Origin of the sequence: Lacrimispora sp. (genome assembly GCF_036758025.1) — a bacterium.
Classification (GTDB): domain Bacteria; phylum Bacillota; class Clostridia; order Lachnospirales; family Lachnospiraceae; genus Lacrimispora.
Genome location: NZ_DAIOXM010000037.1, coordinates 1 through 14,340, shown reverse-complemented (window position 1 = coordinate 14,340; position 14,340 = coordinate 1). Strand labels below are relative to the sequence as shown.

Sequence of the window (14,340 nt, the reverse complement as noted above, 5' to 3'; positions counted from 1 at the left end):
TCCTTTCATTAACTATTGCCCACGCTTTCTGGGCATAATGGTATACCCGCAGGGTGATTCATTAAATTACGCCCATTTTTTCTGGGCATAATGGTATACCCTCAGGGTTATTCCTGACATAAAATCTTTAAAAATCGGGTGTGCCTTACAGACACACCCGCTTCTAACGGCTGCTGGAAATTATTTTAATTTATCAAGAACTTCCTGAGCATTATCTTTTGTAACTTTTACATAGTCTACCATGTTTACGTTTTCAACATCTTCTCCAAGGACGAAAGCTGCTGCCATGTCTGCTGCAGACTGAGCCTGGGAAAGATGATCGTTGAATACAGTACCTGTCATCTTACCATCAAGAACGTTCTGAACAGCCTCTGTCAGAGCGTCTACACCTACTAAATAGATGTCTTCGTTTACTTTACGTCCTGCTGCTTCGATAGACTGAAGAGCACCAAGAGCCATAGCATCGTTGTTACAGAAAACAACTTCGATCTGATCGCCGTACTGTGTCAGAGCATCCTGAACGATCTGCTGAGCTTTCGCCTGATCCCAGTCGCCGCGCTGCTTTAACAGTTCTTTTACTTCTACGCCTGCATCGGTAAGAGCCTTTATAGAAAACTCTGTTCTGTACTGAGCATCTACGTTCTCCGGGTCACCCTGTACCATAATATAGGAAACAACGCCGTCGCCGTTGATGTCGCCCTTATTGGAGGTTTCCAGAATTTGTTCGCCCTGGTAGGTACCGGACTGTCTTGCGTCACATCCAACATAGGTAGCCTTGATGCTTTCGTCTTTCCATCTCTGCTCTTCTTCTACAGTTGGTTCACGGTTGATGTAAACAACAGGAATTCCTGCTTCTTTACACATCTCAGTAACTTCAGGAGCTGAGGAAGACTGAACAAGGTTCAAGATCAGTACGTCGTATTTCTGAGTGATGAAGTTCTGGATCTGGTTTGTCTGTTCTGCCTGATCGTTCTTTCCATCCTGAACAACAACGTTTTCCTTCTTAAAGCCCAGCTCGTCCACTAAGTAACGCTGAAGCTCTGTGCGGTAAAGGGTCATAAAGTTATCGTCGAATTTGTAAATGGAGATACCTACTTTTTTGTCGGACATATCGCCGCCAACAGCCTCCTTCACTGCTTCTGCAGTTGATTCTGCTGTGCTCTTGCTTTCTGCTGTTGTAGCTTCTGTCGCTGCAGCAGTCGTCTCTTTGGCACCTGACCCACAAGCTGCCATAGAAAGTACCATCAGTGAAGCGATACCAATTGCTGCTGCTCTTTTGAGTAATCTCATAACTAAATCCTCCCATATGATATATTTTGATAGGCGTTTTGCCCTATCGATAAACATATTATACAGTTCATTTATGCACTTTTCCATATAATTTTCTTGGGTCATATATCGAATTTTTTAGATTGCCTGATTCATTCGATTTTTTTCGCTAATTATATCCATTTTTCACAATTTGGCTGAATTACTGGGCCGTCAGGGTTTTCTGGCTGCACTCATAATATTTTTCTCTCTCCAGCTTTACAAGTTCTCCTACCTCCTGCCCCAGAGCCTCTGCCGCTGCGATTTGAAAGATCACATTCGCATACTCCCTGCTGTCACACTGGACGGTTCCGAAGATTTTTCCGTTTTTAAGACCTTCCAATCCCTGAGGAGTTCCGTCAATTCCCACAATTTTGACCGGCCTGTCAAGGCCCTCCCTCTCCAGGGCATCTGCCGCTCCAAGTGCCATGTCATCGTTATTGCAGATTACCACCTCAATTTCCTCCGGATATTCTGCCAGCCACTGTTCCATCCAGGCAGAGGCCTGGCTTCTCTCCCAGTTGGCGATTCCTCCCGTGATCTTTTCAAGGGGAACTCCCCCATCCTTTAATGTCTGAATGGACCACTCGGTACGGATCAGGGAATCCTGATGGCTGTTTTCCCCTTCCAAAAGCACATAGCTGACTTTTCCGTCTCCGTTTAGGTCCAGGGAAGAAGGATCTTTCTGATAGGCTTCCACCAGAATATTCCCCTGGAGAACCGCAGATTCCTTGGCATCTTCTCCCACGTAATAGAGCTTTTCCCAGCGCCTCATGTCTTCCTCTACAGGCTCCCGGTTAAAAAATACCACCGGCTTTCCTGCATCCATGGCCTTGCTGATAATATTGGAAGCCATGGAACGGTCCACCATATTGACACAGATGGCATCATAGCCCAGGGAAATAAACCTGTCCACCTGGCTGTTCTGGGTATTCTGGTTCCCCTTTGCATCCACAATGTCCATGACCACCTTAATTCCAGTCTCTTTTTCGTATTCCTTTGCCTGTTCCTCAATTTTCCCCCGGATGGTATTGATAAAAGAATCGTCTCCCCGGTATAAAGTCACTCCAATGCGTATGGACTTTTTCTCCTCTGCACTTCCTTCCCCTCTTCTTTGTCCGGCAATTCCCCAAAAGACAATTACAAGAAGGATTACCGCCGCCAATACATAATATCTTTTTTTCATCTTGCCACCCCCGTTTTAATCAATCGGATATAAGATTCTTTCAAACCTGCTTTCCCTTAAATGTTCCTTTGTAATATAATGGGACTCCAGAAGAATTTCCTCCTTCTCCACCCCTTTATGAACTACTTTCACAGCCTTTTCAATGCTCATGTATCCTGCATCAAACTGATCGCTGATTACCAGGCCCTTAATTCTTCCCCGATCCAGCTCCGTCAATATTTTGGTAGTGCTTCCGATTCCGTAAAGCCTGATCCGGGAGCCGCTGTATTCCGGGTTTCCTGAGAGGATATCAGCTGTCTGGTCAAGGCTTTTGACATCAATAGCTGCAATGACTGCCTCCCCGGAACTCTCCCCCAGCACTTCCTCTGCCGGTTTTTCATACAGGGTTTGGGGAAATCCCGCTTCTTCAAGAGTCTTTGAAAGGCTGCTGTAAATATCTTTGTTGTATCCGTATCCAAGATCTGAACAGATGATCGTTACAGGCTGATCAGGAGAATTCTCTTTTATGATTGCCTGCCCCAAAAGTCTCCCTTCTTCCTCGTGATCTGTGGTAATTGCACCCTTGACCTGATCATTGGGAAGGGGACTGCCCATGACAATGACAGGGCTGTTTAAAATCATCTCATCCAGGATTTTCCCGCACTCCACTGGATTGACCGGGAAGAGAACCACTGCCGAAGCGCCGTCGTCAATTTCTCTTTTCACCAGCTCCATTTGCCGGATAGGGTCTCCTTCTTCATAAAGGGTGATAAAGCTCACATCGGCATTGTATTCCTCTGCCGCCTTATCCGCTCCCTTTCTGAAATTGGAGTAATAATCGTCTGATGTATCGCTGATGATGACGGAAACAGGGTAAATGACTACCTTTTTCTCCTTGATAATTAAATCCGTAGAGGACAGCAGGAACAGGATCACAAGTCCTCCCGCCAGCAGGCTCCACAGTAATTTTTCCTGTCTGGTCACAGCCTCTCCCCCTTTCCTGTCATGGTATTATAAGGAACCGCAGGAAGGCAGATGGTGATGGAGGTTCCTTCATCGGGCTCTGAATCAATGGTCAACCCGTATTTTTCTCCAAAGTACAGCTTGATCCGCTCGTTGACGTTCTTTACACCAATCCCGGAGCCTTTCTTGGAGGTCACATGAACCTGATCGGAAAACAGGCTTTCTACCTGCTCCTCTGTCATTCCCAGACCGTTATCCTTTACTGCCATGTAAAGATCATCCTCTGTCCTCCAGACATTGATAGCAATTTCTCCGTCCCCATCCATAAATTCCATCCCATGATAAATGGCGTTTTCCACAAGGGGCTGGAGAACCAGCTTTAAGCTGGTTAAGTCCAGACAGTCTTCCTCGGCCCGGATTTCATAGGAAAATTTGTTTTTAAAGCGCATGTGCTGGATCATCAAATAATTGCGCACATGCTCCAGCTCATCTTTCACCGTAATGACACTCTTTCCCTTGCTCAAGCTGATGCGGAAGAACCGGGCCAGGGCAGTTACTGCCTTTACGGCCTCCGCCTTCTGCTCATTTTCAATCATCCACACAATGATATCCAGAGTATTGTAAAGAAAGTGAGGGTTAATTTGAGACTGTAAAGTATCAAATTCCTGTTTTCGCTTGGCCTCGTGCTCTTCTACAATATCATCCATGAGGACACGAATCTGCTTTGTCATATTTTTAATAGAATTTCCCAGATGCTGGATTTCGTAAGACCCACCAATGAAAATAGGAGTTTCCAAGTCCCCTTCCTCCAGGATTCCCACTGATTTTTCCAGCTCCTTAATGGGATTTGTGATGCGGGAGGAAATATAGGAGTTAATCAGGGCCAGGATGAACAGAATGAGGGTGATGAGGAACACGATAAAAAGCCTGGTCTTGATGGAATTTAAGGAAACTACGTTTTTAGGCGTCACTCCAACCACCTTCCAGCCGGTATACCCTATGGATTTCACTGTGATAATCCGATCCTCTCCCCAGAAATTCTCCTGGTGGTTTCCATCCTTATATCCGGCTGCAACCATATTGTTTTCCTGAAGGCGGCCGGAATCAATGAGCTGGATTCTGGGATGGTAGAGAATTTCCCCGTCACTGCTGATTAAGTAAACGTAACCGCCTTTTCCGGTTGTAACCCCGTCAAACAAATGCTCTAAGCTTGAATAGCTTAAATCCACCAAAAGAACGCCCTGGGTGGTAGAGGTTCCCTCCGTCAGCTCCACGGCCCTTGATAAGGAGACCACCCAGCGGTACTGGTTTTCATTGCTGTCGAAGACATACTGGACATGGGGATAGGAAAAGTGCTGGTTTTCCGTCTTTTCCAATGCACTTATAAACCAATCCTCCCTGGTCACATCCAGTCCGTTCTTCAGCCTGGCAGCAGGAACTGCCTCCACCATGGTGCCTGACTGGGAAAACAGGGCAATGTTGTCCACATTATCCTTGTTGTTGTCGTACAAAAGGGTGATTTCGTTATTAATGGATTCTGAGGAAAGATCCGCATTTTTCACTGCCCCGTAATACAGGGAATCTGACAGCTTCATGACCGTCCGGAGATAGGATTCCACGGACCTGGCTGCCTGATTGATCAGGCTCTGGTTTTCCTCCTGTACCATTTCCGCCACCTGGGTGGAAAGACGCTGATACAGGGAAAACGTAACCAAAAGGCTGGCAGCCAGAGCGGTCACAGTAAAATATATAAAAATCGTATATCGAATACTGGTATTCTTTTTTTCCATTTACCTGGCTCCACGAAATTTGGTCGGTGATACACCGAACTTCTTTTTAAACACATAGCTGAAATAATTCTGTTCCGGATACCCCACCTTGGCTGCAATGACGTAAGTCTTGTCATCAGTTTTATTAAGCAGTTCCACCGCCTTGTTAAGCCGCAAGTCCGTTAAATAGGCGATATAAGCCTGCCCCGTCTCCTTTTTAAACATGGTGGAAAAATAGGCAGGGCTCATGTGAAGATGACGGCATATCATTTCCACGGACAGATCCGGGTCCTGGTAGTGATCCAGAATATACTGCTTGGCCTCCTGAATGACCTGGCGGGCAGTCATATCCCGTTCCCGGTTGATGACCTGGTTCATCTTCTCCCCTGTCCTTAAAAGCCACTGTTCGAACTCCTCTTTCTTCTGAAGGTTGCCCAGGACTTCCATATATGCCAGCTCTCCGTCCAGGATGTCCTCAAGGGTTAAGTCGTACTGGCGGATCATCTGAAGAATGCTGTTTACCACACCAAACATATAGACCTGCTGCTGGCGGGAATGAACCTTGGCTGATTCCATTTTCTCCATAATTCTGGACACTGCCGCCTGGATTTTATCTGCAGGACCGAATTTAATGGCCGAAATCAAATCCGATTCCGTCATGCTGTCAAACTCCAGCTTCCCATTTCCCACCGGCTCCATATCATTGATGTATATGGTATTTCCCCTTCCGGCTATGGCTTTATAGCCCAGAGCATCAATGGAGGACTGGTAGCTTTCCCGGAGACCGGACAGCTCGGTGCAGCTATGGCCGATTCCAATGGTGACCGGAACCTCCAGAATCCTCTTTGTTTCTTTACAAATGTCTCCCAGCACATCAATGAGCCCGGTAGTGGAATTGTTCTCATCAAGAGCGGCCATTGCCACCATATCAGCCTCAGAGGAGGACTGGAAAATGGCAAAGCGGCAATACCCCTGAAGCTTTTCCTTTACAATCTGCATGACGGAAATGGGAATCAGTTCCTCTTCATTATGAAGGGAAAGGCTTTCCTTCATGTCTCCCCGTTCCACATCAATGGCAGCCAGAACCCATTTCCTGGCTCCCAGGACGGGAATGTCATATTCTCTCAGCTTTTGCTCTGCCAGTTCTTTGGAAAGGTTCTTATGAACCAGATCATTAAAAAACTGTTCCCGGATAATAGGAAGACTTTTTCTGTAATTTTCCCGAAGGTGGTTTAAGTTTCTCTTCTCCTCTATTTCCTGATCCAGATTGGACCTGATCTTCTTTAATATAGAAGTCAGTTCCTCCACATTGACAGGCTTTAAGATGTATTCAGTCACATTCAGCTTAATGGCCCGCTGGGCATATTCAAAATCATCATATCCGGAAAAAATCAGCACCTTCATGGAAGGATACCTCTGCCGGATCTTCTCCGCCAGGGCCAGACCATCCATATAGGGCATCCGGATGTCGGTCAAAACCACATCCGGCTCCAGAACCTCGATTTTTTCCATGGCATCTTCTCCGTTTTCCGCATCCCCTATGACCCGGAATCCGGCTTCCTGCCAGTCTATTTTCTTGATGATGCTTTTGCGCACTTCCTCTTCATCATCCACTAAAATTATGGTATATAAATCCATAGCATCATTTCCTTCTCTCTCTTCTATTACCGGATCTGATAAAGCAGGGCATTTACAATGGCCGCAGCCACATTGCTTCCGCCTTTTCTCCCTTTCGCCACAATAAACGGCACCCCCGCCAGGGACATGATCATTTCCTTTGACTGAACCACATTGACGAAGCCTACCGGGACTCCGATAATCAGCTTAGGCTGGATTTTGCCTTCCTTTATCAGCTCATAAAGCCGCACCAAGGCAGTAGGCGCATTTCCTACGGCGAAAATACAGTCCTCAGAAAGACCGGCTGCTTTATCCATGCTGGCTCTGGCCCTTGTGGTATTATGGTTTTTGGCGTATTCCGCCACATCTTCATCTGCCATAAAGCAGTCAACGCTGCACCCCAGACGTTTTAAAGCGCCTTTGTTGATGCCCGCCTTTCCCATATTGGTGTCCGTAATGATCCTGCAGCCGCCTTTCAGGGCTTCTAAAGCTTTTTCCACCGCACCGGGAGAAAATATCAGGCTATCGGCATATTCAAAATCAGCCGTGGTGTGAATCACCCGTTTAATGACCAGCTCATGTTCCGGGTTAAGAACCTTTTCTCCAAGCTCTTGTGTTATGATTTCAAAGCTTCTCTTTTCTATTTCTTCGGGCAATACCCGTTCTAATTCATAAAATTCCATCGATTTCTCCCTATTGTTTTAATCCGTCTTCTTAGGGTGTGTCTGAAAATTGCTTGTTCCAAGATGTGTGTTACACTTTGTGGGAGATTTGTTCCAGATAAAGGCGGCGTAGTGGGCTACGCCAACTGAATCTGGAGCAAATATGCCGCAAAGTGGGACGTGCAGATTGGATCAATGAGTTTTCAGACACGCCCTAAGTCCCATGATCTCATAAATCCGTTCCATGTCAAGGCTGTCCCTTAAAATCTTTGCCAGACGATCATACTGCTGTTCCTTGTATTCCTCATAGCAAAAGCTGCCGCCAGGCTCAAAAGTCAGTCCTTTTTGTTCCATCAGGGCCTTTATAATGGTTCCGGCTATTCCTTCCTTGTCAAAAAAGCCATGGATGTAAGTGCCGTATACATTTCCCTTCTGACAGCCGTCCATCTTAGCCAGATGGGAACCGGACTGGCTTTCCATGATATAAGTCAGAGGGGGCAAAGACCTGGTTGTCTCTCCCATATGAATTTCGTAACCCTCCACGTCCATGCCGGAAAGGTCTTCAAAAATGCCTCCAATTCCGGTACAGGACCCGGAAACCCTTGTTTTGGTCTTTTCCTTTCCAAAAACAGTGCGGACAGGCAAAAGCCCCATGCCTCTTATGGTTGAAGCCGCTGACTCTGACTCTACCATATGTGGATCAGACAGACTTTCCCCCAGCATCTGAAAGCCGCCGCAAATGCCAAAAATTGGAACCCCGGCCCCTTCCAGCTTACAAATTGCCGTCTCCAGGCCATTCTGGCGCATCCAGAGCAAATCCTGAACTGTATTTTTACTTCCCGGCAGAATGACCATGTCCGGCTTTCCCAGCTCCGATACCCGATCCACATAGCGCAGATGAACCTCCGGCAAAATGGAGAAGACCTGGAAGTCTGTAAAGTTGGATATTCTGGGCAGCCGGATTACCGCGATTTCCACAGCAGCCCTTTCTGTCCGTTCTTTTCCCGCCAGATGATCTCCCAGACTGTCCTCATCCTCCAAATCCACATCCATGTAGGGCACCACCCCTGCCACAGGGATATGAAGCCGTTCCTCAATCATTTGAAGTCCTGGGTCCAGAATGGTCTTATCTCCGCGGAATTTGTTGACGATCAGTCCGCCGATCATTTCCCGTTCACCCGGCTCCAGCAGCATGACCGTTCCGTATAACTGGGCAAACACGCCGCCCCGGTCAATATCTCCTACTAAAAGAACAGGGGCATTTGCCATTCTGGCCATTCCCATATTGACGATATCGTCCTGCTTTAAATTGATTTCTGCAGGACTTCCCGCTCCTTCGATGACAATGATATCATACACCTCTGACAGGGAGTGAAAAGCCTTTTCAATCTCCGGTATGAGATTTTTCTTATATGCAAAATACTCCCTGGCAGGCATGTTTCCTATGGAAATGCCGTTTACAATTACCTGGGAGCCTGAATCATTGGTAGGCTTCAGCAGGATAGGATTCATAGCTGCAGAAGGCTTTACTCCTGCCGCTTCCGCCTGAACCACCTGGGCCCGACCCATTTCCAGACCTTCTTCCGTTATATAGGAGTTAAGGGCCATGTTCTGGGATTTAAAAGGGGCCACCCGGTAGCCGTCCTCTTTAAAAATTCGGCACAGTCCCGCCGCAATCAAACTCTTTCCTGCATTGGACATGGTGCCCTGTATCATGATGGTCTTTGCCATTTCCTTACTCCTTTTCCTTACAAATTGCCCATGCACTTGGGGCATATTGGGATACCTGCAGGGTGTTTCCATGTAAATTACCCTTGCACTTTAGCATATTAGGACACCCGCAGGGTGTTTCCCTGCATACTGATTCTAAAATAGAAATAAATTCTTCGTTTTCTTTGCGCTGCTTGACACAGATGCGGTAATAAGTCCCGTCAAGCCCCCTGTAATTGGCACAGGATCGGATCAGAACCTTTCGTCCGAGAAGCTGTCTGTAAAGGAGATTTTCTTCCTCAAGGGCCGCTCCCCTCATATCCCTGAAAAAAATATAATTAGCCATGGAGTCAAACACAAAAAAACCGAGTTCCAGAAGCTTTTGTTTTAAAAACTCCCGTTCACTGGCAATAAGTGCTCTCGTCTGTTCCACATAATCAGTTTCTTTAAGAGCAGCAATTCCCGCAGCCTGGGCCAAAGTGGATACACTCCAGGGCTGGCGCAGCTCCTCCATGCGGTCTAACATCTTCCGGTTAAAGCATATGCCGTAACCCAGACGCAGGCCTGCCATGGCATAAATTTTGGTGAAGGCTTTTAACAGGAATACATGTCCGTATTCCTCCTTTTGAAGGTCTTCCAGAATAGAATAACGCTCCGGATCCTGCAAAAACTCATTAAAGCATTCATCTACCACACAAAAAATTCCTTTTTCCCTGCAAAAGTCAAGGAACCCCGCCAGATCCTCCCTTTTTGCCGCGAAACCGGTAGGGTTATTGGGGTTACATAGAAATATCATTTGGAAATGGATTTTGCTTTCCTCTATCCATTTTTCCAGTTTCTTTACCTCCAGGCGAAATCCTTCCTTTTCATCTAAATCAAAGTAAGTAATCTCACAGGAGGAGGCCAAAAGGGCCTGCCGGTACTCCAAAAAGGAAGGGGCTATTAAAAGGGCATGATCCGGCTTTACTGCCTGCACAATCTGAAAAATCAAATCCGCCGCTCCGTTTCCGCATATAACTGCTTCTGACGGAACCTGGTGGAACTCTGCCAGCGCCTTTTTTAAAGCCAGACACCTGCTGTCAGGATAACAGGAACAATGCTCCACCGCCTCATGAAGAGCCTCCTTCACCTTTTGCGGAAGCCCCAAAGGGTTTATATTGGCTGAATAATCCATTGTTACGGAATTGGTATAAATGTCTCCCCCATGTTGATATTCCATACTTTGCCTCCTGAATTTTGTATCCTAATCCCCCAGGGGGGCCTCTCTTTGCCCTATGGGCATATTTATCTTATAAATGCAGGTATGCTTGCATATCCCGTTAATTCATAAACTCAAGGTTGAAAAAGACTTTTCTTTCAACCGTATTTCTTCTGTCACACAATGAAAAAAAGTATAAGGACGGTCATTAAAGCCAGTCCATAAGTAACGGTCATTAAATCATTAGCCCTGGAAATATCCTGGTATTCCACAGGCCTGATATCATCTCCGATGGTGGGCTTTTCATATGTTTTTCCAAAGTAAACAGCATTTCCCGCCAGTTGAATCTGAAGCACTCCGGCACAAACCGATTCTGTCTGAGCGGAATTAGGGCTTTTATGATTGAACCGGTCCCTTTTGAATATTTTAACGCCGTTTTTTCCATTGAACGGGTTCTGATCTTTTCTTTTTTCATAGAAAAGCTGGCACAAATATCCTGCCCCCATCATAAACAGAGCCGATAACCTGGACGGAATAAAATTACAGATATCATCAAGTCTGGCCGCCGCCCAGCCGAACCAAAGGTATTTATCATTTTTATATCCCACCATGGAGTCCATGGTGTTGACTGCTTTATACAAAAATACTCCAGGACCGCCAAAGAGCACCATAGCAAGAAGAGGTGCAATGATCCCGTCAGAGGTATTTTCCGCCACTGTTTCTATGGCCGCCTTTGCAATTCCAATATCACTTAAGGCTTCCGTATCCCGCCCCACGATCATGGAGACGGCCTTTCTGGCCTCCTCTGTATCCTTTTTACAAAATGCCTCATAAACCTTCATGCTTTCCATCCGAAGAGAACGCCATGCCATCATCTGACCGAACATGATGCTTTCCGCCGCCACCCCTGCATAAGGGGAGATGCTGTAAGCACAGACAACCACTGCCCCGGATAAAGTTCCCACCGTCAGAAGCACCAGGATCACCAGCCATACACCGGCCCTACGTTCCCCCTTCTCTCCCTCAGGAAACCGTCTTCTGAGAAACTTTTCCAAACGGCTGATTAACGAGCCGATTCCGCAAACCGGATGCCAAAGCCATCTGGGGTCTCCAAAGCACAAATCCAGAAAGCAGCCTATAAAAACCGCTAATAAATGTATTTTTATCATTGTTCACCTTATTTTATCCGGGAGACAATACCGCAAACCAGACGGTAAACTTCCTCCGAAATTCCCGCAAGCCTCACTGATGCTCTGCCTGATGTTTCCCTCCACTGTCTGTCTTTTGGGTCCATAGGCACGATGCCGCAGCCCAGTTCATCGGAAATAATAATCACCTCCGGATTTTGCTCTGCAATGGAATCGATAAATGAATCCACGCTTTTTCCTTCTTCTAAAATCCGTCTTATATATTCATGGAATCCATGGATGACAGAACTGTTAAAAGCAGCTTCGAAAGGATGGGTTGCTCCTTCTGCCACCTTACTTCCATCTTTTCCTTTCTCTGATGCCAGCTCTATGGCAAAGTTCGATTTTCCCTGCCAGGCTCCTCCTGTAATCAATATCATATCTCAATTATCCTCTGTATTAAATGGGAAACCACAGCCAGCCCTGCAGCCAGCCCCAGTTCGCATATTTGCAGGAAATACCCGGCCAAATCACCGGTAATACCGCCAAATTCCCGTTTTGCCATGATGTAATAGTATGCATAAATAAAAAATGAAACCAAAAATGTCGTTGCTGCTGCAAAAAAACCTCCTAGATACCAGATTCCTGCCTCCGCCAGAACCACATATCCGGCCATCACAGCGGCTACAGCCTTTTTTTGTGCAGCACTGGAAAACATTGCTGCAAGCCCCCCTGTCTTTGCCATAGGAAAAGTAACCACCGACAGTCCGCTTAAGGCCCTGGTCAGAATAAAGGTCACTGCAAAGGCCGGAACCAGTTCTGATCTCAGTTCTCCAAAAGCTGCCAGATAGAGAAGAAAATAAACGCCGCATCCAATGATGGCAAAGGCGCCTGTATGAGGGTCTTTTAATATTTCAAGCTTCTCTTCCCTGCTCTTGTGGGAAGATTTTGCATCAACGACATCCAAAAGCCCATCCATGTGAATTCCGCCTGTCACTAATACAGGAAGTACCACAGGGAGAATCCTGCGAAAGTGGGGAAAGCCCCACCGGTCAAAGGCCATACAGACAACTGCTATAAGAAAACCGATCACTGCTCCTATTAAGGGAAAAAAGCACATGGCATATTTCATCCGTTCCTTCGTCCACTCCACCTGAGGCATGGGAATACGGGAATACATGGAAAACGCAATAACAAAGCTGCCCAGAAGATCCATATCCGTTTCCGTCCTTTCTTAATTTATTGCCCATGCTTTTTGGGCATCATGGTATACCCGCAGGGTGATTCTCACTGTATAAATCCCAGGATTTTTGTCAATTCCAGAATTTAGGATAATCATACCATAAAAAAAGAAAATTGTCATTTCCATTGAAAAAGGAGCCTTAACATAAAGGCTCCTAATCATATTAAAACGGTAATTTTGTTCTCTTACAAAATTCTTCTGTCGGAAGACCAGCTTTTTGGGCCGCTTTTTCCAGAGAAATATCTCCGGAACGCACCAACTCGGCCAATGTCGCAAGCCGGCCTGCTTCCAGCCCCATTGTACGGCCTTCTTCTCTGGCTTCCCTCTTAATGTCGGATTCAAATACCGATAATGCCATGTATTCATTCCTCCTTTCAGAATTCGCTTTAATCTCCTCAATTTTCTTTTCCAGTTCCCGAACCAGTCCATCATCGCTGACCTTGCCATTCATGTATTCCAGAAAGGCCATCATACCAGGGTCCGCTGCCTTATGGGCAGCCTGACTGTTAAGCACCACCTTTGTCATACCATCAGGAAGAAGGACTTCCCTGTTTTCCATACATACATTTTTAAATGTATATACCGGAATACCTCTGCCAGGATAGTCAAACAGGCAAAAACAAATGATGAACGATTCAGGCAAATCATTATAATCTACATTTTTACCGCTCTCAAGATTATCAATATCAATCATCGATTGGTAATACCGCATCCTCTTTCCAAGATTTTTTTGATCGGCTGCCTGCATCTCCACATCATAAACCCTGCCTGCATCATCTCCTGCGTAAACGTCCAAACGAATGCTTTTTGTGTTATTTCCCTCATCCATAACTTTTTGATAAGTAATTTTCGTAATCATTCCAATCTTATCACCTAAGACCAGGTTAAGAACCTTTTGGCAGATGGCCGAATCCTGCATAATTTTGCAGAACATGAAGTCATCGGTAATGGTCAGATCTTCAAATTTTTTTCGTGTCATATGTTCCTCCATGCAAATCAGAATATCGCTGGAAGGAAACTCTCTCTTTCTATATCATAAACAATTTGAACCCCTATACTACACTTTCATCATATCATATACAAACATTCATTACAAGCACAGCAGCCAGGTGAACAGGCGCTTTTATGGGATATAAGATCACCGAAGGTAAAAGTCTTGCCTTAGTACACTTTGTATTCTATAATAATAAAAAAGAATGCAGTTGCTTTAGCATTTAACTGTTTTCTTATTAAACCATGAGAGGAAGTGATTTTTTGGAATTATCTAATGTAATTTTTGCGTTTTCCCTGACACTTTTTGCTGGTCTTTGCACCGGAATCGGAAGCGCTCTTTCTTTGCTCACAAAGAAAACCAGCCCCAAATTTCTTTCCGTGTCACTGGGATTTTCAGCAGGCGTTATGATTTATGTTTCCTTTGCTGAAATACTTATAAAGGCTAACGATGCCCTTTCATCTGCCCTTGGAGAGAGAGGCGGAGCCTGGGCCTGTGTAGGCGGATTCTTTTTCGGAATATTGGTGATTGCGCTGATTGATAAAGCAATACCTTCAACAGAAAACCCCCATGAGATACATACTGTA

Annotated in this window: 13 protein-coding genes and 1 pseudogene; 1 reads left to right on the top strand and 13 read right to left on the bottom strand. The window is 45.8% G+C overall.

Annotated features, from left to right (window positions below):
- Positions 1 to 180: 180 nt before the first annotated feature.
- The 13 genes from V7M78_RS20645 to V7M78_RS20585 form a co-directional block, all read right to left on the bottom strand.
- A complete protein-coding gene (locus V7M78_RS20645) occupies positions 181 to 1,290 on the bottom strand; it encodes a galactose ABC transporter substrate-binding protein (RefSeq protein ID WP_333652660.1) in 1,110 nt (369 codons plus the stop codon).
- Positions 1,291 to 1,471: 181 nt separating this feature from the next.
- Positions 1,472 to 2,494, bottom strand: a complete 1,023-nt coding sequence (locus V7M78_RS20640) for a galactose ABC transporter substrate-binding protein (RefSeq protein ID WP_333652657.1) — start codon at positions 2,492 to 2,494, stop codon at positions 1,472 to 1,474.
- Between the two features lie 15 nt (positions 2,495 to 2,509).
- Complete coding sequence (locus V7M78_RS20635; RefSeq protein ID WP_333652654.1) at positions 2,510 to 3,457, bottom strand: substrate-binding domain-containing protein; 948 nt, start codon at positions 3,455 to 3,457, stop codon at positions 2,510 to 2,512.
- The gene (locus V7M78_RS20630) at positions 3,454 to 5,226 is read right to left on the bottom strand and encodes a sensor histidine kinase (RefSeq protein WP_333652651.1); all 1,773 of its coding nucleotides are present in this window, start codon (positions 5,224 to 5,226) and stop codon (positions 3,454 to 3,456) included. Before V7M78_RS20630 ends, V7M78_RS20635 begins: the two co-directional genes overlap by 4 nt.
- Complete coding sequence (locus tag V7M78_RS20625) at positions 5,227 to 6,843, bottom strand: response regulator transcription factor (RefSeq protein WP_333652649.1); 1,617 nt, start codon at positions 6,841 to 6,843, stop codon at positions 5,227 to 5,229.
- A 26-nt stretch (positions 6,844 to 6,869) separates the two neighbouring features.
- Complete coding sequence (locus V7M78_RS20620; RefSeq protein ID WP_333652647.1) at positions 6,870 to 7,505, bottom strand: precorrin-8X methylmutase; 636 nt, start codon at positions 7,503 to 7,505, stop codon at positions 6,870 to 6,872.
- A gap of 18 nt (positions 7,506 to 7,523) precedes the next feature.
- The gene (locus V7M78_RS21670) at positions 7,524 to 7,670 is read right to left on the bottom strand and encodes a DUF6783 domain-containing protein (RefSeq protein ID WP_442914685.1); all 147 of its coding nucleotides are present in this window, start codon (positions 7,668 to 7,670) and stop codon (positions 7,524 to 7,526) included.
- Positions 7,671 to 7,676: 6 nt separating this feature from the next.
- A complete protein-coding gene (locus tag V7M78_RS20610) occupies positions 7,677 to 9,215 on the bottom strand; it encodes a cobyric acid synthase (protein WP_333652644.1) in 1,539 nt (512 codons plus the stop codon).
- A 4-nt stretch (positions 9,216 to 9,219) separates the two neighbouring features.
- Positions 9,220 to 10,413, bottom strand: coding sequence for a pyridoxal phosphate-dependent aminotransferase (locus tag V7M78_RS20605; RefSeq protein ID WP_333652642.1), 1,194 nt, complete (start codon positions 10,411 to 10,413; stop codon positions 9,220 to 9,222).
- A 155-nt stretch (positions 10,414 to 10,568) separates the two neighbouring features.
- Entirely contained in the window at positions 10,569 to 11,561 is a 993-nt protein-coding gene (cbiB, locus tag V7M78_RS20600) for an adenosylcobinamide-phosphate synthase CbiB (RefSeq protein WP_333652639.1), read from the bottom strand.
- Between the two features lie 8 nt (positions 11,562 to 11,569).
- The gene (locus tag V7M78_RS20595; RefSeq protein ID WP_333652636.1) at positions 11,570 to 11,959 is read right to left on the bottom strand and encodes a bifunctional adenosylcobinamide kinase/adenosylcobinamide-phosphate guanylyltransferase; all 390 of its coding nucleotides are present in this window, start codon (positions 11,957 to 11,959) and stop codon (positions 11,570 to 11,572) included.
- On the bottom strand, positions 11,956 to 12,735 hold the full coding sequence (locus V7M78_RS20590; protein WP_333652633.1) for an adenosylcobinamide-GDP ribazoletransferase: 780 nt from the start codon (positions 12,733 to 12,735) through the stop codon (positions 11,956 to 11,958). Before V7M78_RS20590 ends, V7M78_RS20595 begins: the two co-directional genes overlap by 4 nt.
- Before the next feature lie 190 nt (positions 12,736 to 12,925).
- Positions 12,926 to 13,741 carry an Rpn family recombination-promoting nuclease/putative transposase gene (locus tag V7M78_RS20585; protein ID WP_333652630.1) on the bottom strand — a complete coding sequence of 272 codons (816 nt, stop codon included), beginning with the start codon at positions 13,739 to 13,741 and terminating at the stop codon, positions 12,926 to 12,928.
- Positions 13,742 to 14,016: 275 nt separating this feature from the next.
- On the opposite strand from V7M78_RS20585, the pseudogene V7M78_RS20580 reads away from it, so the two are divergent.
- Positions 14,017 to 14,340: pseudogene (locus tag V7M78_RS20580) on the top strand (zinc transporter ZupT); the annotation flags it as partial.

Coding starts and splice junctions, on each gene's coding strand:
- cbiB (WP_333652639.1), bottom strand. CDS start 11,561: ATGATAAAAATACATTTATTAGCGGTTTTTATAGGCTGCTTTCTGGAT.
- V7M78_RS20625 (WP_333652649.1), bottom strand. CDS start 6,843: ATGGATTTATATACCATAATTTTAGTGGATGATGAAGAGGAAGTGCGC.
- V7M78_RS20595 (WP_333652636.1), bottom strand. CDS start 11,959: ATGATATTGATTACAGGAGGAGCCTGGCAGGGAAAATCGAACTTTGCC.
- V7M78_RS20645 (WP_333652660.1), bottom strand. CDS start 1,290: ATGAGATTACTCAAAAGAGCAGCAGCAATTGGTATCGCTTCACTGATG.
- V7M78_RS20640 (WP_333652657.1), bottom strand. CDS start 2,494: ATGAAAAAAAGATATTATGTATTGGCGGCGGTAATCCTTCTTGTAATT.
- V7M78_RS20605 (WP_333652642.1), bottom strand. CDS start 10,413: ATGGAATATCAACATGGGGGAGACATTTATACCAATTCCGTAACAATG.
- V7M78_RS20620 (WP_333652647.1), bottom strand. CDS start 7,505: ATGGAATTTTATGAATTAGAACGGGTATTGCCCGAAGAAATAGAAAAG.
- V7M78_RS20630 (WP_333652651.1), bottom strand. CDS start 5,226: ATGGAAAAAAAGAATACCAGTATTCGATATACGATTTTTATATATTTT.
- V7M78_RS20590 (WP_333652633.1), bottom strand. CDS start 12,735: ATGGATCTTCTGGGCAGCTTTGTTATTGCGTTTTCCATGTATTCCCGT.
- V7M78_RS20610 (WP_333652644.1), bottom strand. CDS start 9,215: ATGGCAAAGACCATCATGATACAGGGCACCATGTCCAATGCAGGAAAG.
- V7M78_RS20585 (WP_333652630.1), bottom strand. CDS start 13,741: ATGACACGAAAAAAATTTGAAGATCTGACCATTACCGATGACTTCATG.